Source organism: Chloroflexota bacterium, from assembly GCA_035652535.1.
Classification (GTDB): domain Bacteria; phylum Chloroflexota; class UBA6077; order UBA6077; family SHYK01; genus DASRDP01.
In genome coordinates, this window is the sequence record DASRDP010000070.1 from 1 (window position 1) to 20,761 (window position 20,761).

The 20,761-nt window shown below is 67.0% G+C and carries 20 protein-coding genes; 12 read left to right on the plus strand and 8 right to left on the minus strand.

Annotated features, from left to right (window positions below):
• The 3 genes from VFC51_07715 to VFC51_07725 form a co-directional block, all read right to left on the minus strand.
• On the minus strand, positions 1-406 hold a 406-nt coding region (locus VFC51_07715), incomplete at its 3' end, for a Rieske 2Fe-2S domain-containing protein (protein HZT06903.1).
• A gap of 1 nt (position 407) precedes the next feature.
• Positions 408-2,048, minus strand: coding sequence for a thiamine pyrophosphate-binding protein (locus VFC51_07720; GenBank protein HZT06904.1), 1,641 nt, complete (start codon positions 2,046-2,048; stop codon positions 408-410).
• Positions 2,049-2,213: 165 nt separating this feature from the next.
• A complete protein-coding gene (locus VFC51_07725) occupies positions 2,214-2,606 on the minus strand; it encodes a nuclear transport factor 2 family protein (GenBank protein HZT06905.1) in 393 nt (130 codons plus the stop codon).
• A 141-nt stretch (positions 2,607-2,747) separates the two neighbouring features.
• Between VFC51_07725 and glpX the strand changes: the two genes are divergently transcribed.
• The 5 genes from glpX to VFC51_07750 all read left to right on the plus strand — a co-directional run bounded on the left by glpX (position 2,748) and on the right by VFC51_07750 (position 7,545).
• Entirely contained in the window at positions 2,748-3,731 is a 984-nt protein-coding gene (gene glpX, locus VFC51_07730) for a class II fructose-bisphosphatase (GenBank protein ID HZT06906.1), read from the plus strand.
• Between the two features lie 23 nt (positions 3,732-3,754).
• A complete protein-coding gene (locus tag VFC51_07735; protein HZT06907.1) occupies positions 3,755-5,008 on the plus strand; it encodes an aromatic ring-hydroxylating dioxygenase subunit alpha in 1,254 nt (417 codons plus the stop codon).
• A 173-nt stretch (positions 5,009-5,181) separates the two neighbouring features.
• The gene (locus VFC51_07740; GenBank protein ID HZT06908.1) at positions 5,182-6,498 is read left to right on the plus strand and encodes a Rieske 2Fe-2S domain-containing protein; all 1,317 of its coding nucleotides are present in this window, start codon (positions 5,182-5,184) and stop codon (positions 6,496-6,498) included.
• Between the two features lie 89 nt (positions 6,499-6,587).
• Positions 6,588-6,857: a hypothetical protein gene (locus VFC51_07745; GenBank protein ID HZT06909.1), complete on the plus strand. Its 270-nt coding sequence runs from the start codon at positions 6,588-6,590 to the stop codon at positions 6,855-6,857.
• A gap of 100 nt (positions 6,858-6,957) precedes the next feature.
• Complete coding sequence (locus VFC51_07750) at positions 6,958-7,545, plus strand: mechanosensitive ion channel domain-containing protein (GenBank protein ID HZT06910.1); 588 nt, start codon at positions 6,958-6,960, stop codon at positions 7,543-7,545.
• Positions 7,546-7,577: 32 nt separating this feature from the next.
• Here the strand turns inward: VFC51_07750 and VFC51_07755 are convergent, their stop codons facing one another.
• Both VFC51_07755 and VFC51_07760 read right to left on the minus strand, forming a co-directional pair.
• Positions 7,578-8,861: an MFS transporter gene (locus tag VFC51_07755; GenBank protein HZT06911.1), complete on the minus strand. Its 1,284-nt coding sequence runs from the start codon at positions 8,859-8,861 to the stop codon at positions 7,578-7,580.
• 23 nt (positions 8,862-8,884) lie between these two features.
• Positions 8,885-9,754 (minus strand): DUF929 family protein, encoded by an 870-nt coding sequence (locus VFC51_07760; protein HZT06912.1) that lies wholly within the window; start codon positions 9,752-9,754, stop codon positions 8,885-8,887.
• A 175-nt stretch (positions 9,755-9,929) separates the two neighbouring features.
• On the opposite strand from VFC51_07760, the gene VFC51_07765 reads away from it, so the two are divergent.
• The 7 genes from VFC51_07765 to VFC51_07795 all read left to right on the plus strand — a co-directional run bounded on the left by VFC51_07765 (position 9,930) and on the right by VFC51_07795 (position 17,107).
• Entirely contained in the window at positions 9,930-11,708 is a 1,779-nt protein-coding gene (locus tag VFC51_07765; protein HZT06913.1) for an ABC transporter substrate-binding protein, read from the plus strand.
• A 113-nt stretch (positions 11,709-11,821) separates the two neighbouring features.
• Entirely contained in the window at positions 11,822-12,820 is a 999-nt protein-coding gene (locus VFC51_07770) for a VOC family protein (protein HZT06914.1), read from the plus strand.
• 14 nt (positions 12,821-12,834) lie between these two features.
• Positions 12,835-13,275: a nucleoside deaminase gene (locus VFC51_07775; GenBank protein ID HZT06915.1), complete on the plus strand. Its 441-nt coding sequence runs from the start codon at positions 12,835-12,837 to the stop codon at positions 13,273-13,275.
• A gap of 46 nt (positions 13,276-13,321) precedes the next feature.
• The gene (locus tag VFC51_07780; GenBank protein ID HZT06916.1) at positions 13,322-14,302 is read left to right on the plus strand and encodes an MBL fold metallo-hydrolase; all 981 of its coding nucleotides are present in this window, start codon (positions 13,322-13,324) and stop codon (positions 14,300-14,302) included.
• A gap of 27 nt (positions 14,303-14,329) precedes the next feature.
• The gene (locus VFC51_07785) at positions 14,330-15,589 is read left to right on the plus strand and encodes an MFS transporter (GenBank protein HZT06917.1); all 1,260 of its coding nucleotides are present in this window, start codon (positions 14,330-14,332) and stop codon (positions 15,587-15,589) included.
• Between the two features lie 153 nt (positions 15,590-15,742).
• Positions 15,743-16,186, plus strand: a complete 444-nt coding sequence (locus VFC51_07790; GenBank protein ID HZT06918.1) for a hypothetical protein — start codon at positions 15,743-15,745, stop codon at positions 16,184-16,186.
• Positions 16,187-16,288: 102 nt separating this feature from the next.
• Positions 16,289-17,107, plus strand: coding sequence for a hypothetical protein (locus VFC51_07795; protein ID HZT06919.1), 819 nt, complete (start codon positions 16,289-16,291; stop codon positions 17,105-17,107).
• Here the strand turns inward: VFC51_07795 and VFC51_07800 are convergent.
• From VFC51_07800 to VFC51_07810, 3 genes are read right to left on the minus strand one after another with little or no spacing between them, the layout of a single operon-like run.
• Complete coding sequence (locus VFC51_07800; protein HZT06920.1) at positions 17,038-18,138, minus strand: cupin domain-containing protein; 1,101 nt, start codon at positions 18,136-18,138, stop codon at positions 17,038-17,040. The two genes, VFC51_07795 and VFC51_07800, sit on opposite strands and share 70 nt — an antisense overlap.
• Positions 18,135-19,199, minus strand: coding sequence for a cupin domain-containing protein (locus VFC51_07805; GenBank protein HZT06921.1), 1,065 nt, complete (start codon positions 19,197-19,199; stop codon positions 18,135-18,137). Before VFC51_07805 ends, VFC51_07800 begins: the two co-directional genes overlap by 4 nt.
• A 14-nt stretch (positions 19,200-19,213) precedes the next feature.
• Positions 19,214-20,599, minus strand: coding sequence for a Rieske 2Fe-2S domain-containing protein (locus VFC51_07810; GenBank protein HZT06922.1), 1,386 nt, complete (start codon positions 20,597-20,599; stop codon positions 19,214-19,216).
• Between the last annotated feature and the right edge of the window lie 162 nt (positions 20,600-20,761).

Below are 20,761 nucleotides of genomic sequence, written 5' to 3' on the forward strand. Positions count from 1 at the left end.
CCATGTACGTGAAGATGACGCCACCCGCTTCCCGGCACGGATAGCACGGGTGCCGCACGGTGAGCCGCAGGTTGCTGCTCTTCGGCTCATTCGGCGTCTCGAGGCAGTTCCCATTGATGTCATAGAGCCATCCGTGGTAGATGCAGCGGAGGCCGCCGTCCTCGATTCGGCCGTAGCTGAGATCGGTCGCGCGGTGCGAGCAGTGGAGATCGAGGAGGCCGATCTCGCCGTGCTCGTCGCGGAACATGACCAGGTCTTCGCCCATCAGCCGCAGTGGAATGGGCGGGCCGCCGGGCGGTAGCTCTTCGCTCAACGCGGCAGGCTGCCAGAAGCTCCGTAGGAATGCGCCGCACGGCGTCCCCGGGCCGACGCGGGTGAGGAGCTCGTTCTCTTCCCTACTCAGCATGTCAGATCCCCTCGATGGGGCAGACGACGTCCACCAGGGCGGGGCGGCGCGCGTCGAGCGCCGCGCGGATCGCGCCGACGAGGTCGGCAGGGCGATCGATCCGCGCGCCATACGCGCCGAAGGCGGAGGCGAGGGTCGGAAGGTCCGGGACCCGCAATTCGGTGCCGATGACCCGCCCATCGTAGTGACGAAGCTGGTCGCGCTTCATGTTCCCGTACGCCTCGTTCCGTAGCACGAGCACCAGGATCGGAAGATCGTGCTGAACGGCGGTGGCCAGCTCCTGCATCTCCATCATGAACGAGCCGTCCCCGGCCACGCAGATGACGCGGCGCTCGGGGAAGGCGCACTGAAGACCCAACGAGGTTGCAATGCCGTGCCCGATGGGCCGGAACTCCCCGCCGTGGAAGACCTGGCCGCGAGCGACGAACCGATGGATCAGCTCCATGGTGCCACCCTCGCCGACGACCAGGGCGTCGTCGGGAATCGCCTCGCGCAGGGCGTGGTAGACGTGCCAGGGATTGATCGGCCCAGATGTCGATCGCGCGTGCTCCGCGTTCTCCGCGCGCCATTGCCGCTTTTCAATCCCGATCCGTTGGAGGCGCGCGGCGCCGTCGGCGCGAGCCGGCCCGCGCGTCCGGATCTCGTCGGCGAGCTGGCGGGACGCGATCTTCGCGTCTGCGACGATGCCGATCTCGGGCGCGTAGATCTTGCCGATCTCCGCGGGGTCAACGTCGACTTGGATGATCCGCGCGCCGGAGGGGATGACGCGGCGGCCGTAGCCGAGGGTTGTTGGCTCGCTGAAGGTCGTGCCGATGGCCAGCACGACGTCCGATTCCTGGAGGGCGCGATTGGCGAACGGGGCGGCGGCGGCGCCCGCCACCCCCAGGGCGAGCGGGTGGTCCTCGGAGACGAGGCCCTTGTACGCCGTGCTCGTGGCAATCGGCGCGCCGACCAGCTCCGCCACCTCGATCACGTCGGGCTCGGCGTGGGCGAAATGCACGCCGCCGCCGATGAGGATGCTCGGCGCGCTCGCCCCGCTCAAGAGGTCCGCCGCCTGCGCGATTAGGCGCGGATCGGCGCGCTGGCGCTGCGCGACGTGGGCGTGCCTTGGCCAGGCCGCGGGCGCCTCGATCTGCGCGGTCTGTACGTCGCGTGGGATGCCGAGGTACACGGGCCCGTATCGGCCGGTCGTCGCCGTGCGCACCGCCTCCTCGAGGATCTCGATGGTGTCTTCGGGACGTTGCAGGCTCACGCTGAGCTTCGTGATCGGGGCAAACATCGGCTGCTGCGGGATCTCGTGCCACGACGACGCGCCCTTGCCGGAAAGCTCGCGCTCGACCTCCGAGGAGATGAAGAGGACTGGATACGACTCCTTGTACGCCTGGGCAACGCCGCTCATCACGTTCGTCGCGCCGCCGCCCGAGGAGATGAGACACACGCTCAGGCTTGCCCTGCCGCGGGCGAAGCCGTTCGCCATGTAGCCCGCCGCCACCTCGAACTGGGAGGGAACGAAGGACATCCCCGGCTCCTGATAGATGGCGTCGGTGATGGCGAAGATGGAGTGGCCGCTGACGCCGAAGATCTGGCGAACGCCCTGTTCCTTGAGGTAGCGCACCAGGGCTTGCGCGACGTTCATCGTCATCGGGCTTCCCTTTCTTCGGTGGCCTGGATTCGGCAGTTGTACCGAGAATGGTCGAAGGGTCGGGCGCGTTTGTCAAGGTGGGCCTTTCGGCAGATCGGCCGATGCATCGCCACCGGCCCCGTCCATCGCGTTCGCCGCTGTCCGAACGTCGCGTGGGCGGGACGATCAGGCCCAGAAGCTGTCCAGCGCCTCCTGGTCGGAGTAGTGACCACGGACTTCGGTAATCATGCCGTCTTTCACCGTCATGAGCTGACAGCCGGTGATGTCCAGGACCTTTCCGTTGTGTGACGCCGTGGCGTGCTGAATCGCCACCACGTACGTGGTGCCGACAGCGATATCCATCAGCTCAGCTTTAAACGTGCCGCCGCTGAGCGGACCGATCTTGGCAAGGAAATCGTGAAAGATCTGGTCCCAGCCAACGTGGTCGCCGGCGATCGCGCTCTTCCCTGGCAGATGCCAGAGCGCATCGGGTGCAAAACAGTTGCGGACGGCATCGAAATCTCGGGCAGCAAAAGACTCATAGAACCGACGGACCACGGCAGCCTCGGCGTCGGGCATTTGTGTTCCTCTCCAGAAACAGGTCCCCAAGGGTACCACACCGCTCTGCACGTTTCCGCGGTCTCCGAACCGAGCTTGCCCCAGCCCCGGCCCTGGAATACACTGGCGCAGCGCGCGTACGTCTTCAATGGGGAAGATGCATTGGCTGCACAACTGGACCGGAACCTCGCGCTCGAATTGGTCAGGGCAACCGAGGCCGCCGCGATGGCGGCCAGTCGATGGATGGGCCGTGGCGACAAGGAGTCGGTCGATCAGTCGGCCGTCGACGCCATGCGCCTTGTGCTCCAGAACGTCGATATGGACGGCATCGTCGTCATCGGCGAGGGAGAGAAGGATGAGGCGCCGATGCTCTACATCGGCGAGCGGATCGGCAACGGCAATCCGCCCCAGGTGGATGTCGCGGTCGATCCGGTCGACGGCACAACCCTGACGGCGAATGGGCTGGGTGGCGCCATCTCGGTCGTGGCCCTGGCCGAGCGCGACTCCCTCTTCTTCACCCACGTGCCGTACATGGACAAGCTCGTCGTCGGCCCGCAGGCGTGCGGCGCCATCGATCTGTTGGCTCCACCAGCCGAGAACGTCCGCGCCGTCGCGCGGGCCTATGGGCGCGACGCGCGAGACCTCACCGTCGTGATCCTCAGCCGGCCCCGAAACGAGGAGCTGATCCAGCAGGTGCGCGCGACGGGCGCCCGTATCCGGCTGATCGGAGACGGCGACGTCGCCGCGGGCCTCATGGCGCTTCTGGAAGGACACACGGGGATCGACATGCTGATGGGCATCGGCGGCGCGCCGGAGGGCGTCATCACCGCCTGCACCGTTCGCTGCCTCGGCGGCGATATGCAAGCGCGTCTCTGGGCGCGCGACGATGGAGACCGACTCCTCGCGTCGAGCGAAGGGGTCGACATCGGCCGAGTCCTCACCCTGGACGATCTCTGCAGCGGCGAGAATGTCTTCGTCGCGGCCACGGGCGTCACGGATGGGGAGCTGCTCGGCGGCGTGCGCTATTCCAGCACCGGCGCCGTGACCGAGTCGATCGTCATGCGCTCGGCCTCCGGCACCGTGCGGCGCATCGAGGCCCAGCATAATTTCTCACGGCTGCGCAAGCTCGCGGGGCCGCGCTACTAGGGAATTTCGCGGGGGTATGGGCCATGCTTACAAAGGAACAGAACGACCGCCTCAGTCTGGTGGGACGCGGTACGCCGTGCGGCGAGCTGATGCGCCGCTATTGGCACCCCATCGCTGCGAGCTCCCAACTTCAGGGATACGGCACGCGCCCGATTCGGCTGCTGGGGGAGGACCTCGTCCTCTATCGCGATCGCAGTGGCACGCTGGGCCTCGTCGGCGACCGGTGCCCCCACCGCCGGGCCGGCATGGTTTTCGGAGTCCCGGAGCAGACGGGGCTGCGCTGCGCCTACCATGGCTGGCTCTTCGACGAGTCAGGCGCCTGTCTCGAGCAGCCGTACGAGACCACTGAGGACCCAACCTCGACCTTCCGGAGTCGGGTCAGCATTCAAGCGTATCCGGTGCAGGAGCTGGGCGGCATGATCTTCGCGTACCTGGGGCCGCAGCCCGCACCGCTCATTCCCCGCTGGGACCTCTTCGTCATGGATGGGCCGAAGGAGATCGGCTGGGCCGTGATCCCGTGCAACTGGCTGCAGATCAGCGAGAACTCGTTGGACCCGGTCCACGTGGAGTGGCTGCACCAGTACTTCTGCAACTTCGTCATGGAGCATTTGAACCGACCGGAAGAGGTCCGTCGACCGAGCCACCACCGATTCATCGCCTTCGACGAGTTCGAGCACGGCATCGTTAAGCGGCGGCTCTGCGACGACGAGGGCGAGGACGTACAGGAGTGGGCCGTAGGCCATCCCCACGTCTTCCCGAACATTCTGAAGAGCGGCAGCGTCCGCCACCCCGTGTTCCAGATTCGCGTGCCGATGGACGACACCCACACGACCTACTTCTGGTATAGCTGCCATCCCGCCCGAGCCGACCTGCCGGAATTCGATGAAATCCCCTTCTACGAAGTTCCGGTGGCCGGGCTCGACGAGCATGGCCAGCTCAAATGGGACCTCCTCGACAACAACAGCGGCCAGGACATGGTCATGTGGTACACGCAGGGCGCGATTACCGATCGGGACCAGGAGCACCTGGGCCTCTCCGACAAGGGCGTGATCCTCTTCCGCAAGCAACTCGAGGAGAACATCCGCCGAGTCGAGCGCGGTGAGGACCCCATGAACACGTTCCGCGACCCGGCCACGAATCAGCGGATCAATCTCGCGGTCGAGGAGAGTAAGCTCGGCAACGCCTTCACCATCGAACCCGGGAAGCGGCGCGGCGGAAACGCCAGCAAATACAGCCCCATATTCCGCGCGGCCGAACAGGCCCTCGCGAAGTCGTGACCCCGCGGGCCGCTCTTCGATGGTTGCCCGCGCAATGACCTCCAGCAATGCAATTCACACGAATTTTCGCCGGGGCTCGGGTACCATAGCAGCAGGGTAGGCGCCGTTCAGTCGACTGGTGGCGCGTTCCCGATGGTCGCCCCGTCGCATGTTTCGATCGAGGAGGGTCAAGCATGCTCTCGAAAGAAGACAACGAGCTCCTCACGCGCGTCGGTCCCGGTACGCTGATGGGCGACCTGATGCGGCAGTACTGGCTGCCGTTCCTCTACTCGTGGGAGGTGGAGCCGGACGGCCCGCCGCTCCGCGTTCGTCTCCTGAGCGAAGACCTCATCGTGTTCCGGGATTCCCGCGGTCGTCTCGGTCTGCTCGGCGCGCACTGCCCGCACCGCGGCGCCTCGCTCTTTTTCGGTCGCAACGAGGCGGATGGGCTTCGCTGCGTGTACCACGGCTGGAAGTTCGACGTTGGCGGTCACTGCACGGATATGCCCAACGAGCCCCCGGAGAGCACCTTCAAGGACAAGGTGCGCACGGTGGGATACTGCGCCGCCGAGCAAGGCGGCGTGGTCTTCGCGTACATGGGCCCCCGTCGCGACAACCCGCCGCCGCTTCCATCGTTCGAATGGGCGGAGGTGCCGTCGTCGCGGCTGGTCCACGAGTACAAATGCGTTCAGCGCTGCAACTGGATGCAGGCGCTGGAGGGCGACGTCGATACGGCCCACGTCTTCTTCCTCCACGCCCGCTTGGACGCGAGCGATTCCAGCGGCAGCGGCGTCTTTCATCAGGACCGGTCGCCGCGCCTCTATCTCACGGAGACGGAGTACGGCCTGATGTACGGGGCGCGACGGGTCGAAGGTCCGGGATCGGCGTACTGGCGGACGACGCAATTCCTCATGCCCGTCTACACGCTGTTTCCGCCCGTTCAGCCCGGCGTCGTCCCGTTGCACATCTGGGTGCCCATTGACGACGAGCATACCCTCACCTGGGGTCTCCGCTGGGCGCCCGGAGAAGATCTATCGCCCGCTGACGCGGTAGTTCCCGGAGGTGGGGGGATGACGGGCGTCGGGCCGATGATGGATGAGCAGCACGGCAAGCCGTATGCGCGGTGGTGGCCGGTGGCGAACCCGGATAACGATTTTTTGCTCGACCGCTCGATGCAGCGAACCAAGAGCTTCACGGGGATACCCACGATTCGGATGCAGGATGCCGCCATGACGACGAGTATGGGCGCCGTTATGGACCGAAGCGCCGAGCACCTCGGCACGACGGATACGGCGATCATCAAGACGCGTCAACGCCTCCTGCGCGCGGCCCGCGCCCTCCGCGAACAGGGGCTCACCCCACCCGAGGTAGATCGGCCAGAGCTCTATCGCGTCCGGTCGTGTGTCGCGGTTCTCCCGGACGACGCTGACTGGCGGGCGGCGCTGGAGGATTGGCACTTCGCGCGGACCACAGCGGTATCGGCTGCCCAGGCGGCGGCCCCGCGGCGATGAGGAACGCCGCGGAACGTCTCAATAGTTGGGAGGGCCTGTGATACAATGTGGGCGAATCAGAACCATTTGGCACTATCCTTGGGGGACCCATGGCGAATGAGCGCAAAGTGAACACACCTGGCGCACCAGTCCAGGCTGGTGGGCTGCGCTCGTACACGCCCACCCAGCTCTTCTTCCTCACCCGTCTTTCCTGGCTCGTGCGTCAGCGGCGCGAGCTGATCAATACGCTCGATGCGAATGATTGGCACCGCAAGCTGCTGGATAAAGCCCTCTACTCGACCTTCCTCGACTGCAGCGACGAGGGCGTTGGCGACGAGGCCAAGAGCCTCCTCGCACAACAGTCTGAGAACGCGAACTAGCGCCGTCGACCGCGCCATCGACACGCCCGGGGCGTGCGCGGCGTGAGCAGATGCCCGCATCCCGAACGCCCCGTCGCCAGCTTTTGCCATCACATCGCGCGTGGCGCGCGCCGTCCCGCGCACCCGCGCCAGCGCTGACGTGCCCCTCGACGTCGTCATCGCCACCGAACGAATCATGCAGACGCTCGCTGCCCGCGTGGTGGCGGCGTGTTTCGTGGCTGTCCTCGTGCTCGTCGCCTCGCGCTGGGCGCGCCTTGCTTTCGACCGGGCAACCGCGCGCACCAGCGCCGACGCAAACGTTCGTCTCGTCACCGGGCGGCTGGTCACCGGCGGGATCCTCGCCCTCGGCCTCGTCTGGGTCCTGGGAATCATGGGCCTGGACCAGGCCAGTATCCTGGCGACGTTCGGAGCCATTGGGCTCGCCCTCGGCCTGGCGGTGCAGGACATTCTCAAGAGCTTCTTTGCCGGGTTGTACCTTCTCTTTGAGCGGCCCTTCCTGATCGGCGACGAGGTGCAGGTCCGCGACTATGTGGGGCGCGTCGAGCACGTGGGACTCCGCGCCACCGAGCTTCGAACCGCCGAGAACGTGCGCGTGGTCGTCCCCAACGCCATCGTCTTCGCGGAGGTCGTCAGCAACCGCACGCATCGCACGGCGGACGCCGACTCGAAGCTACGCGAGGGACGATAACGAACGACTCGCCCCGCTGCCCCATCCGCGGGTCACGCGACGGGGACGGGGCTCTCGACTCGTGGCTGAAGCGTATGGCGCCAGAGGCTGGGAATGAGGACCAGGATCAGGGCCACCGTCGCCAGGCACCCGACGCCGCCGGAGACCACAGCGAACACGGCACTGTTGGCCCACGCCGCCACGAGGCCCGACTCGGTAGCCCCGAGCTGGTTTGACGCTCCCACGAACACCTGATTCACCGCGCTGACTCGACCGCGCAGCGCGTTGGGCGTGTCGAGCTGGATGATCGTCTGCCGCATGACGACGCTGACCTGGTCGGCCGCCGCCGTCAGGCCGTAGAGGATGAGGGACAGGGGGAACCACGTGGAGAGCCCAAACGCGATGGTGGCGGCGCCGTATATGGTCACCATGAGCATCAGCGTGCGGCCCGTCGCGCGCACCGGCGGTGAGAGCGAGAGGCCGACCGCGGTGATGAGGGCGCCCACCGCCTTCGACGAGGTGAGCAGGCCGTAGCCGAATGCGCCGACACCGAGAACGTCGCGGGCGTAGATGGGCAGCAGCGCATCAGCCCCGGCAAAGATCACCGCGAACATGTCCAGCGCCATCGCGCCGAGCACTGGCCGATTCGACCAGATGAAGTGAATGCCCTCCTTCATCATGCCGAGGTCGAGCCGACCAGAAACCGCGTCCGCCTCGCGGATTCGAATGCAGGCGATGCACACGAGTCCGCCGAGCACCAGTCCAACGTGCATCAGATAGGCGGGCGCCACGCCGGATTGGGCGATTGCCAGCCCGGCGCCGGCGGGACCGAAGATGCTGGCCACCTGCTGGACCGTGGTGGCCATCGCGACGGCGCGTTGGAAGCTTTCTCTGGGCACCACCAGCGGAAGCAGGGTCTGTCGGGCCGGCGCCTCGAATGACACCGTCACCCCGAGGATCGCCATGCAGGCATAGATGACCGGAACGCTCGCGTGGCCTGTTGCGGTGAGGGCCCAGAGCGCCGCCGACGTTCCCAGGGGCGAGAGCTGGGCCAATGCGAGGACCGCGCGTCGGTCGTGCGTGTCCGCTATCGCGCCGGCGAGCACGCTGATGGCCAGGCTCGGGACAAAGCGCGCGATTCCGACGAACGCGAGTGCAACGGGCGAGCCGCTCAGGTCGTACACCTGCCACATGACCGCGGCGGCTTGAATCGATTGGCCCAGCATCGTGGCGACGCGAACGCCGACGTAGAAGCCGAAGTCCCGATTGCGTAGGAGGCCGCGCAGCGAATCCCTCGTCCCCATGGACGCTGGGCGCGAGTCGGTTGGGGGCTGCACCCTCCGCGTCTACCCGGCGCCGATCACGTCGGGCGGGCTGGCAGCTTGTCGACCACGCTGGCGACGGCGGACGAGCCGCACACGGAGTCAGGCTGGTTCTGCGTAAGCTGGCAGATCGCGGCGGTCAGATAGTTGGCGTTGCCGACGATGGCGCGCGTCAGCGGGTTGGTGGGATCGGCGAGTCCATCCGCCACGTCCCGCCAGCTCTTGTCGCGCAGCATGTTCATGTCGTACCCGGTGCCGACCGCGTAGTACTTGTTCCCGATGTCGACAAACGGGATCGTGCCGACGTGGTCGTACAGAGTGAGGAGCGACTGCTGATCCGCGGAGATGCGCTGGAGCGGACGCTTGGCGCGGTCACCGGTCTCCAGGGCCACGAGATTGAGATACGGGCTGTTGTACTGAACGCGGTAGAACGTGTACGTCGGGAACTCCGGATAGGATTCGCCACGCGCCGAGAGGGTCGGCTGCAGCTCGCCGAACTCCCCAAAGCGGCTCAGCGCGGCGATGAGACTCCATCGCTGGGGGGCGCAATACGAGCAGTACTCGGCGCCGATGTAGAGGAGGGCGGCTTTGCCGTCCGCCCCGCCGAGGGGCTGCTCGGTCGTCATAGCCTTGAGTGGATTGGGTAGATCGCCCGTCCCAACGGTGTCGAACACGTCCGCCGGAATGTGGGTGATGGCTCTGTTCACGCTCGCCATCTCAGCGGTGGATGGGAGCGGCGTGCCATCTTGCTGGCGTCCAAAGAGGAGATAGGCGCCGCCGCCAACAACGATGAGCGCAAGAACCCCGACAGGAAGCAGCCGCCCAAACGGGAGGCGAAGCGATCGCGCCGGAGCGCGTCGACGCTCGCGACGGGCCTGGGGTCGTGCTGAGTGCTGTCGTGCGGTCATGGTCCGCGCAATTGTACGCTCCACCAGCGCGCGGGGCACGGACCAATCGGCCGGCCGGAAACCGCTATTATCGTCAGCGTCGCGAGAATGCCCGGCCGCCGCCAGACCGATGGGGTCGACGCCAGTCGGATGTCCAGCGGCGAGGCATCTCGCAGCTGGTTGAATGGAGTGGAAGATGGATCGAATCGAGGAGCGGAAACGGGCGCGACGACCGCGGCCCTTTCCGCCCGCGTGGCCGGCACGGCCGCTGCTTCTCGCTTGGCTCGCGTGGCTCGCGGCATGCGCGCCACGGGGGCAGGACGTCGCTCAGCACCCATCGCCGACCGGAGATTTGGCCGACTCCAGACCCCTGGTGATCTACGTCCGCGTGGAGCCTGCCAGCATCGCGACGCGGCCCTTCATCCAGAAGGGAACGGGGCTCCACATCCCAACGCGCGTCTTCAACGCCCTCCCCGCCCTCATCAACGATCGTGGCGAGCCGATCCCGGAGCTGCTGGAGGCGCTGCCGCAGCTCAACACGGATGGCTGGAAGGTGTTCCCCGATGGCACGATGCTGACGACCTACGCGTTGCGCGCTGGCCTCACCTGGCACGACGGGGAGCCGTTCACGAGCGACGACTACGTGTTTGCCTGGAGCGTGTACTCGACGCCCGAGCTGGCGCTCGCCGGCCAGCCCCCATTCCGCGCCATCGACGACGTCACCGCCATCGATCCAACGCACTTCGCGATCCACTGGAAGGTGCCCTTTCCGGACGCCGACATTCTGGCCACCTACGACCTCGAATTTCCACCTTTGCCGCGCCACGTGCTCGGACCCGCCCTTGATCAGGTGTCCGATCGCGGCGGAGACGCGGTGACATCGCAACCCTTCTGGACTCGCGAGTACGTCGGGCTGGGGCCGTATCGCCTGGACCGCTGGGAGCCGGGCGCCTTCATCGACGCCGAGCGATTCGACGGGTACGCGCTGGGCCGGCCGAAGATCCCCCGACTCGAGCTTCGATTCAGCGCCGACCAGAACGTCGTCGTCGCGGCCCTGCTCGCCGGCGACGCCCAGGTGGCGACCGACAGCTCCATCGGTCAGGCAGCGGAGACCCTGAAGCAGCAGTGGCAGGAGAGCAAAGCCGGGACGGTGCTTCGGTGGCCGAACGCTTGGCGCTACACAGCATTCCAGCTTCGCCCGGAGCTCGTCACGCCACGCGCGATTCTCGACGAGCGGGTGCGCAAGGCCATCGCGCAGTCATTCAATAAACAGGAGATCAGCGACGCCGTGTACGCGGGGGAGGCGATCTTCGCTGACTCCATGATCTGGACGGGCTCGAAGTGGGGCGCCGCGGTCGACGACTCGATCCCGACCTATCCCTATGACCTCCGCGCCGTCGAGCGCCGAATGGGGGATGCCGGCTATCGGAAGGACTCGGACGGGATCTTCGCCGGCCCCGATGGCCGTGTGTCCCTCGAGCTGGTGTCGACAGAGGACCCAGACAACGTGCGCGAGATCCTCGTCATGGCAGAACAGCTCAAAGCGGCCGGGTTCGACGTGCAGCAGCGGGTCGTTCCGGCCGCGCAGGCCCAAAATGCCCAGGTGCGCGCGTCGTTCCCCACGATGCAGACCAGCAATACCAATATGGGCGAGCCGGCGATGAACAATCTGACGAGCGGCCAGATCCCGAAGCCGGACAATCGGTGGCAGGGCGGCAACCGGGGCGCATGGTCCAACCCCGACTACGACCGCATCGTGAACGGGTTCAATCAGACGCTGGACCACGGCGAGCGCGTCTCGCTCGTCCGCCAGGCGCTTCAGGTGTACGCGGAGCAGCTACCGGCCGCGTCGCTCTTCTTCCGCGCCCAGCCTTTTGCCTATGCCGCGGGCATCGTGGGTCCCGCGACCGCCGCGCCCGAGTCCAACATGGCGTGGAACATCCAGACCTGGGAGTACCACGCGCCGCGGAGCTAGCGCCGCGGCGCGCTAGACGCGCCGACGTGGTAGGATTGATCCGCAGAATCGGGGCTCGGCTCGCAAGGCCGCGCGCCGTCGAATGATTAGTCTCCGCGAGAGGGAGGCGCAGGATGCTCGAAGATCAGCGTCCAGGAACCGTGTACTGGATCGACCACTATGTCGTCGGAAGCGACGATCTGGACCGATGGGCAAACTTCCAGGTGAACGTCCTGGGCGCGCGTCCGCTGCCGCACGTAGGCCCGCCCGGTCGACGGATGATCCTCTTCCAGGATCTAACGAGCTGCTGCCATCACGGGGCCATGCTGAGCCCGGATCCGCTGCCGCCGAGCGCGGGGCTGGGGAAGGGGCTCCCGCGACACGGCCTCTACATCCGCCAGGCGGACATCGACACGCACCTTCGGCGACTCGACCAGTTCAACGTGCCACATCTCGATCCCATGCGGACCTCTGCCGAGGGCGACGAAGGGATCTCCATCGCCTGGGAGGATCCGGATGGCAACCAGTTCGAGTTCTGGGCGCCCGATCGCCTGCCGCCCGGGGCGATGGCGGAGGAGACGTCTGTCGGGGTCGGCCGAATCAGCCACGGCGTCTACGAGAGCCGGGACCTGCAGCGCGCAGCCGCTCACTTCTCAAAGTACTGCGCCCTCGAGCCGATGGTCAGCGCGGACATCCCGTCGGACACGCTCGTGCTGCCGCTGGTTGGCGGGGCGCGCATCGTCTACAAAAAGGTCGAGTCCTTTGGTCAGCGCACGGGAGGCTGGGGCAAGCTCCACGCGGCCCATGCTGCGCTCGTCGTGCGGGACGAAGACTTCTTCCCGAACTATGAGCTCATGTGGGAGAACGTTCCCGAGTGGCAGTGGGACCCCGAGGCGCACGGCTTCGTCGGCGCGGGCGCAGACCTTCCCGCGCGCACGTCGCGCCACGGCAGTCCGGGTGGGATCCAGTGGTTCCAGGTGCGCGGGCGCGGGGACGACTGGTACGACTGGGATACCAACTGCTTCCACTTCATGGGCGGCGCGCCGCGCGACGAGTCCTTCGTGACCTATGACCCGCACACGATGGATTGGCACTTCCCTCAATATATGAAGGCGAAGGGCCTGTCCACCTGAACGACATTGAGGCGATGGCGCGCAGCATCGAGCTGGCCCGGCTCTCGGCTGAGCACGGGAGCCACCCGTTCGGCTGCGTGATCACCGCGAACGGCGCGCTGGTTGCCGAGGCCGAGAACGCGGTCGTAACGGAGATCGATCCGACTGCGCACGCGGAGATCATGGCCATCCGCCGAGCGTGCAAGGCGCGAGGCGGCCTGGATCTCTCCGACTGCACCCTGTACTCGAGCTGCGAGCCGTGCTGGATGTGCTCGACCGCGATTCGTCGGGTGGGTATTGCGCGCGTGGTGTTCGCGCTCACGTCGGCCACGCGGAGCGGAGGCTATTCCAGCGCGTTCGCGATCCTGACCAGCCCGGAGCCCGTCGGGGACTTCAAGCCGCCGGAGGTGGTGTCGGGGCTCATGGCGGACGCATCTCACGCGGTCTGGAAGGCTGTCGGGTGGCCGGTGCAATGATGAACTCTGGCGCGGCGGTGGTGCGCGCCTCGAGGTGGTCCGAACGATGCAGGTAACGCCAAACGTGCGGGCCGTCCAGGTGCCCGACACCAACCCGATGCACCCGCAGTTCACCACCATTTACCTCGTCGGTCGGGGCCAGGTGCTGACCATCGACTCCGGCGAGGACATGGAGCGCTACCGCTGGATGCTGCGCGGCTACCTCGCCGCCACCGAACGGGCGGAGATCGGCATGAGCTGCGTCACCCACTTCCATCGAGACCATAGCGCGAACCTCCGTTGGCTCCGAGATGAGTTCGGCGCCGACGTGCGCGTGTTGGAGCAGGGGATGTCCCTCCTCCAGGACCGCCTGCCGGAGACGGGCGTGACGGCGATTCACCACGGCTCGGAGTTCGGACCAAGCGACGCCGTGCACCTCACGGCCATTCACACGCCCGGCCACAGCGCCGACTCGGTCTGCTACTTCCTGGAGAGCGAGGGCGTCCTCTTCACCGGTGACACAATTCTCGGAGCCAGCTCGACGACCGTCAGCGACCTGGGCGAGTACCTGGATAGCCTGGCCAGCTTGCGGGACCTCCCGAACCTGCGCTACCTCTGTCCCGGGCACGGGCCGGTCATCGAGAATCCCGTCGCGTACATCGATGCGTATATCAACGGCCGCCATGCCCGGGAGCGCCAGATCATCGAGGCGCTCGCGGAGACGCCGGGCCTCACGACGTGGGCGATCATGGAGCGGATCTACGCCGACATGAACCTGGTCCCACGCCTCAAACGCGCGGCGGACCGACAGGTGCGCACGCACCTCCGCAAGCTCGAGAAGGAGCACCGCGTGACGGCGACCGGTGGGAAGCCGCGCCAGCGGACGGCCGAGGAGCTTGCGCGGGCCGAGGAAGAGGAACACGAGCGGCAAGAGGTGATCCGCCGGGCGGACGCGTACCGGGAGGAAGCGCGCCGCCGAGCGCTGGTGGCGCAGGAATACCCCACGTTAGAAGAGTGGGAAGAGCCGCCTCGCTTCTTCCTGCTCTGACCGAAACCACGGCAATCGGAGTCGCTCTTGGCGTCGTCGGGTCCTGAGCGCTCGCGCATCATCACGCAAGAAGCGCTCCTGTCGCTCTACATCCCTGCCATGACCCTTGCGTTTGGCACGGGAATCATCGCCCCGGCGCTCCCGGTCTTCGCGCGGTCCTTCGACGTGTCGTTTGGCGAGGCGTCGCTCGCCATCGTGGTGTACGGGTTCGGCAGCCTCGTCTCGTCACTGCCCACCGGGTTTCTGATCGACAAAGTCGGCCGGCGAAAGGTCTTGCTGGCCGGTCCCCTCATTCTGGCGGCGACTTCGGTCGCGACGGGACTGTCCGGGACGTTCGTCCAGCTCCTCGTGTTTCGATTCCTCGGCGGCTGGGCGCAGCAGATGTGGACGGTCAGCCGGCTGACCGTCATCGCCGACACGGGCGCGGAGGGCCAGCGCGGCAGGCAGATTATGGGCATGATCGGCATGGAGTCTTCGGGGCGCCTGCTCGGACCCGCCATGGGCGGGTTTCTGGCGGCCGCGATCGACATTCGCGCGCCCTTCTTCGTCCACGCGGCGCTCTGCGTGCTGGCCATCGCACCGAGCTTCTATCTCATCAAGGAGTCGACCCCCCTCCCCGCGATTCGTCGCAGGGCCGTGGGCGCCGGCGGATCGGGGACGCTCGCGGCGCTCCTTACGTGGCCGGTCATGATGTTCTTCGCGGCTCAGCTCCTCGCCAACCTCACGCGCGGAACGTCCCAGTCCGGCACGCTCCACCTGTACGCCGTCTACGCCTTCGGCGTCGGGCCGGAGACGGTCGGGCTCCTCGCCTCGGCGTCCAGCATCGTCGGCCTGCCCATCGTCTTCAGCACGGGGTACATCATGGACCGGTGGGGACGGACCTCCACCGTCGTCCCAGGATTCACCCTGACGGGTATCGCGCTGGCCGCGATGGGTCTGATCGCGATCGCGGGCGGCTCGTTCAACATCTATGTGCCCGCGTTTCTGGCGCTCCAGTTCTCCCAATCCCTGACCTCGGGCAACATGCAGGTGATCGGCTCGCTGATTGCCCCCGAGCACGTCCGCGGCCGGTTTTTCGGCGTGTGGCGGCTCGCGGGCGAAGGTGGGTCCGCCCTGAGCCCCGCGCTCTTTGCCCTGCTGGCGGAGCAATTCTCCTATGGCGTCTCGTTCTTTTTCCTGGGCGGCTGCGCCCTGGGGGCTGCGCTCGTTCTCTACACCCAGGTACGCGCGGCGTTGCGAACGATGAACAAGCCTGCCGAAGTCGTCGCCCAGCCATCCACGTCGTAGTGGGTCACGGCTGAAGCCCCGCGCGCGGCGACCATTGGGTCGCGGCGCAGAACTGCCTCTCCGGGTGGGTTGCGCCAATCCTCCCGGACGGTGCCGGGCCGAGCCCGCCGTCTCTACGCTTGGGGGGAGGATTCGGCGGGACAGGAGGGGGCAATGACGTCGGCGCAAAGCGGCACTCCGGTGTCCTCTTTCGACATCGTGCCTCGCCAGACGCTCCCCGTGCTGATCGGCACCGCGACGGGTTTGGAGATTCGGGGCATCGTGTACCTCATTCCAGACACGCGTCTTCGGGACCTGGTCGAGCGGAAGGGCGAGGAGTTCATCGCGGTGACCAACGCGACCATCACGAGCGGGCGCGGGAAGGCACGCTCCACCCCGTTCCTGGCAGTCAACAAGGCGCACGTGGTGACCATTGAGGAGGCGGCACCCGCGGGCGCTTCGGGCGGCTCGGGGATAGAGGCCGCGGCTGCTCCGAGCACCGCTACGCGGAACGATCCCGCGACCGAAGGGGCCACGCCGACGAGCCGCCGCGGCAACGGCAGGCCACTCCTCGGGGAAACAGAGCGCCCTCAACCGGTCCGGAGCAACGGAGCATAGTGCGCAGAGATTTCAGGCACTCGAGCGTGGTCGGCGAGCAAGGATCGTGACACCGATTCGCTCGCCGATGACCGGGTGCGGTGGAGATAGGGGGAAAACGTGATGCGGGTGCGCTGGTACGTCGTTTTCGCTTTGGTCGCTCTCGGGCTAATGCTGTCTCAACCCGGGACGTCGTCCGTGTCCGGCGCGAACGAGCCGACGGCGCAGGTCGACGGCCGGGGAGCGGAGCCGCTTCTCGGTCAGGCGGACTCGCCGCCGACCCCCGAGGCGCAGCCGCGTCGCGCGGATTGGCGCGAGCTCTTCCCGCGTGGGGGAGAGGCGACCTTCGCGCTTCTCGCGCACGGCATCGTGGCTCTCGGACTGATCACCCTCATCGCGCTGCTCCTGGGCATGACCTTCGATTCCAAGAGCGACCTCGAGGTGCTCATCCGGCTGAGCGCGTTCGCGACCGGCCTGCTGATCGTCTTCGGGATGAAATCGCTGGGCATCGGCCTTGGCGATTGGCTGGTCCAGCTACTCGCGACGACCAACCCGTTCGTGTTCGGGCTCATGGGCATCGTCTTGCCCGCGCTCGTCGGCGTCTTCGCCGCGTGGTTTCTCACGTCTCCGATGGCTCGCGGGTCGGGCCCGTCCAGGCGCTCTATGATCCTCGTCGAAGCGATCATCGTTACCGAGTTCATCGACATCTACCTGAAGGCGGTGGGTCGAGGCGGTTTCGCCCTCCAGGGCACGCTGGTGCCCAACCTCGTGTTCCTCATCGCGCTGTGTGTGTACGTCGTACGCAGCTACGACGTTCGGCCGAGCACGGCGCTGGGCGACGAGAGTCCCACCGAGACGCAGCGGCGCCTTGATCAGATCGTGGCGCGCGAGCTGGACTTGCGGCGCGAGAATGGCGGGCGCGACTCGGAAAAGATCGCCTGAAGCTCGTGCGATTCCTCCTCGTTTTCGACGCGGTAAAAGCCCAGCGTCGACATCGCGGGCCAATCGTCGACCGAAAAGAGGATCGCGTCCTGTTGGGACGGGTTGGCGTGGCGGTGCCAGGTCCAGGGCGGGACACAGAACACGTCTCCCTCGCACCAATCGAGGCGCTCGCCACCGACCTCGGTGCTGCCCTCGCCGCGCACGACGTGGTAGATCGCCGTGCTGTTGTGGCGATGGGCGCTGGTGGCGTTCCGCGGCGTCAAGAGCTGAATGGCGCAGGAGAACGTCGGAAGGGTGGGTCCGCGGTCAACCGGGCTCGTGTACCGGAGGTGGATTCCATCGTGCGGGTCACCCCGCGGGTCACTTGCCTTGAGCGCGGTGAGAGCCGCGAAGGCGTCCGACCACGCGTAGCGCATCGGCGGACGCCAACGTGTGCTATCGGCGCGGGACATTCGGTCTCTCGTGGCCGCGAAATACCCGCTCGGTTTTGGGGGCGAGCGGCGCTGCCCGTCGGCCAGCGGGAAAACGGGGAGTCCCGGGAGCACGAGGTCGAGGAGTCCCGCGTCGTCGCATTCGATCCAGATGGTCGGATTCGGGCCGGGGCTGCGCCATTCGCCCTCGGTCCCTGCGGGCCACACGAGGAGATCTCCCGCGTCGGCCGAAAAGGTCTCGCCCTCGGCGGTCACAATCGCACCGGCCTGGACGACGAAGCGGGCAACGTTTGCTCCCCCCCGCAGCGGGCCGAGGAGCTCGCCGGGCATCTGGATCGCGGCTCCCACCGAGACCGCGCGCGGGACGCCCGCCGCACCGGGGTGTCGGATCTTGATGCGGCGTGGGCCCGCCGCGCGGGCCTCGCCCGACGGAACGACCGCTCCCGATTTCACGAGGCCAGCGTACACGTCTTCCCATTTCCAGAGGTGTGGGGTTACCTGGGCGCCCGCCCCGCCGCCTTCCTGCATCCAGTAGCCACGCATGTGGCGCGCGGCCATCCAGCGGTTCAGCGCGTCGAGGGCAGCTTCCGCGTCGATCACCGACGCTCCTCCGGCGTCGGGGAGCGCTCCTCGCGGTAGAACCCGAAGCCCTGCATGGCGGGTCGGTCGGTGACGCAGAGAAGGATCGCGTCCTCGCGCGTCCGATTCGCGTGCTGGTGCCAGGACCAGGGCGGAACGATGAAGCTGTCCTTCTCCGTCCACTGGAGCTGCTCTCCGTCGACGGTCGTGGCGCCTGCGCCCCGGACCACGTGATACCGGGTCGTCGAGAGGTGGCGGTGCGGCTCCGTTGTGAAGCCAGGAGGGAGGAGGTGGGCTTCAAACGCCAGCGTGGGGCTGGTGGCGCCCCCGTTCAGTGGATGGGGAAACGTCAGCCGATGCCCGTCACAGGGATCGGGGGCATCCCCGCTCGTCTTGAGAGCCTCGAGCCCCCGCATCGTGTCCGCCCACGCGTAGCGAAAGGGCGGCGTCGGCAGCTCGTGCGTGATCCAGCTTGGCCGCGCTTGGCCGAGCGCCCGTTCCCAGTACCCGGTGGGCTTGTCCACGGTCTGCCGCCGCTCCGGATGCACCTCGCGAAAGCGGTAGGCGAGCCTCGTCAGCGTGATGTCGCCGATGTTGAGCCAGAAGACCGGCTCGTCGCCCTCGTTCGCCCAGTCGTACCAGCACCACGCCGGCGTCGTGAGGAGATCGCCGTCCTCCATGGGGAACCGCTCCCCCTCGACCACCGCGAACGCCCCGGCGCCGCCCTGCAGGATGAAGCGGAACTCAGCCTGCAGGTGGCGGCGAGCCTCACCGTGCTCGCCCGGCATCAAGACCTGCGCGCCCATGTTGATGGTTGGGCTCACCCCCCGCGGTAGGCCAGGGTGGTCCAGCCCGAAGTGCTTGTAGCCCGCCATCTTCTCGGCGAGCGTCGGAATCCGCGCCAACGTTGGCCCAATGCGGACGAGCGCCTCGTGGACGTCGGCCCATCGCCACAGGTGCGGCGGATAGCGCGGGATTGCGGACGCCGCATCGTGCTCCCCGCCCGACCAGCTTCCCATGAGGTTGTGGCTCGCAAGCCAGCGGTCCAGGTCTGGGATTGATGCGACGTCCGCGATCTCCACGGTTGGGCCGGTCGCTAGCTCGCCGCGCGAGCTGGCGCGGGCTTCGGGAACTCCCCCGCGATCACGCGTCGCGCCGTAGCCCGTAACAGCTCGCGATCGGCCTCGGGCGTCGGCGCGGGCGGCACGCGAATGATCGTGCTCTGCGCGTAGGTCTTGATCGTCCCACTCGCCGACAGGATCTGCGGCATGGGGTCTTCACCGCGGCTGACCGCGCGAATGCCGTCCCGGATCGCCTTGCGGAACATGATGACGCCTGTGTCGGACCAGCCGAGGTGCTCGAGGGCATGGACCGCGATGGGGCGCTGCGTGAGGAGCGCCTCCCAGTCGCCCGGCTGCCGCTGACGATCTTCGTAGGTTCGCGGGGCGTTCGTGACGCCGGTGAAGCGGAATCGGCTCTGCTGGGTGCCCTCTTCCGGATGGTAGGCGATGCTCGCGGTAATGGTTGTCTCATCGTCGACCGGTACTGTCCAGGTTGTGGTTCTGGGCGGGTCGAACGGGAGCTCCTGCGATTCCATCGAGATGGGCAGGCTGCGCGGGATCTGATCCACGTTCGGCGGGATCAGGTCTGATATGCGCACCCACACCAAGTCCCCGATGCGCCGCGTCCAGGAGTAGAAGAACCCGGTCGTCGGGTCCTGGAACCACTCGAATAGGTGGTTCCGCCGGGTGTCATCGCGAACGCTCTGGACGTCTTCCTCCCATTGCTTCAGCCCGACGTTGGCGTAGTGCTCCCAGCTCAAGCTGGGGTCGACGCTGGGGCGGTGGGCGTCGAGTCTGCTCCGAATCTCCTCGAAGCGATGCAGGTAGACGAGATGCACCGGATCGATGTTGTTCTCGGCTTGCTGGAGCCAGTTGGACGCCGTCGGATCGCCCCAGGAGGCAACCGTTCGGTATCCCGGCATGTCGAACGTGTCGAACTTGGGGAAGCTGGGGCGCCGATCCGGCGGGCCCATGTAGGCGAACACGAGCCCCTTGAATTCGATGGTCGGGTAGGCGCCGTGGAAGAATCGATCCTTGATGTTGCTCTCCGGCGGCTCGCCCGGCGTCTCGATTACCTGTCCATCGACGCCGAATAGCCAGCCGTGATAACAGCAGCGGAGCCCGCGCCGCTCCACGGTGCCGAACTCGAGCGACGTTCCGCGGTGAGGGCAGTGGAGCTGCACGAGTCCCACCTGGCCCTCGCCGTTTCGGAACAGCACCAGATCTTCCCCCAGGATGCGAACGGCCTTGGGCAGGTCTATGAGGTCGGCGGATAGGCCGACCGGATGCCAGAAGCGTCGGAGGTATTCCCCGCATGGGGTGCCCGGGCCGACGCGGGTCAGCTCCCCGTCGGCCTCCGGAACATCCCGCTTGTGGTAGGCGCTGTAGGGGGCCGCCGAGCTCGCAATCGTCGTCGCCATCTGGTCCTCCTTAGCTGGGAGCATTGGAGGTGAAGATACGCGCTGGGTTTGCCGCAGTCAACGGGCGGATGTGCGGGGACCGACAGATCCTATACACCCCGGGCGGGAGCGCTATGCACGGTACGTCGCGGCGCTGTATGAATCGGCGCAGTTCGCATCGGG

Excerpts from the sequence above, each read along its gene's own strand:
- VFC51_07775 (HZT06915.1), top strand. The coding sequence starts at position 12,835 with ATGGCGCGCAGCATCGAGCTGGCCCGGCTCTCGGCTGAGCACGGGAGC.
- VFC51_07725 (HZT06905.1), bottom strand. The coding sequence starts at position 2,606 with ATGCCCGACGCCGAGGCTGCCGTGGTCCGTCGGTTCTATGAGTCTTTT.
- VFC51_07790 (HZT06918.1), top strand. The coding sequence starts at position 15,743 with ATGACGTCGGCGCAAAGCGGCACTCCGGTGTCCTCTTTCGACATCGTG.
- VFC51_07740 (HZT06908.1), top strand. The coding sequence starts at position 5,182 with ATGCTCTCGAAAGAAGACAACGAGCTCCTCACGCGCGTCGGTCCCGGT.
- VFC51_07745 (HZT06909.1), top strand. The coding sequence starts at position 6,588 with ATGGCGAATGAGCGCAAAGTGAACACACCTGGCGCACCAGTCCAGGCT.
- VFC51_07795 (HZT06919.1), top strand. The coding sequence starts at position 16,289 with ATGCGGGTGCGCTGGTACGTCGTTTTCGCTTTGGTCGCTCTCGGGCTA.
- VFC51_07780 (HZT06916.1), top strand. The coding sequence starts at position 13,322 with ATGCAGGTAACGCCAAACGTGCGGGCCGTCCAGGTGCCCGACACCAAC.
- VFC51_07770 (HZT06914.1), top strand. The coding sequence starts at position 11,822 with ATGCTCGAAGATCAGCGTCCAGGAACCGTGTACTGGATCGACCACTAT.
- VFC51_07765 (HZT06913.1), top strand. The coding sequence starts at position 9,930 with ATGGATCGAATCGAGGAGCGGAAACGGGCGCGACGACCGCGGCCCTTT.
- VFC51_07735 (HZT06907.1), top strand. The coding sequence starts at position 3,755 with ATGCTTACAAAGGAACAGAACGACCGCCTCAGTCTGGTGGGACGCGGT.
- VFC51_07760 (HZT06912.1), bottom strand. The coding sequence starts at position 9,754 with ATGACCGCACGACAGCACTCAGCACGACCCCAGGCCCGTCGCGAGCGT.
- VFC51_07810 (HZT06922.1), bottom strand. The coding sequence starts at position 20,599 with ATGGCGACGACGATTGCGAGCTCGGCGGCCCCCTACAGCGCCTACCAC.
- VFC51_07720 (HZT06904.1), bottom strand. The coding sequence starts at position 2,048 with ATGACGATGAACGTCGCGCAAGCCCTGGTGCGCTACCTCAAGGAACAG.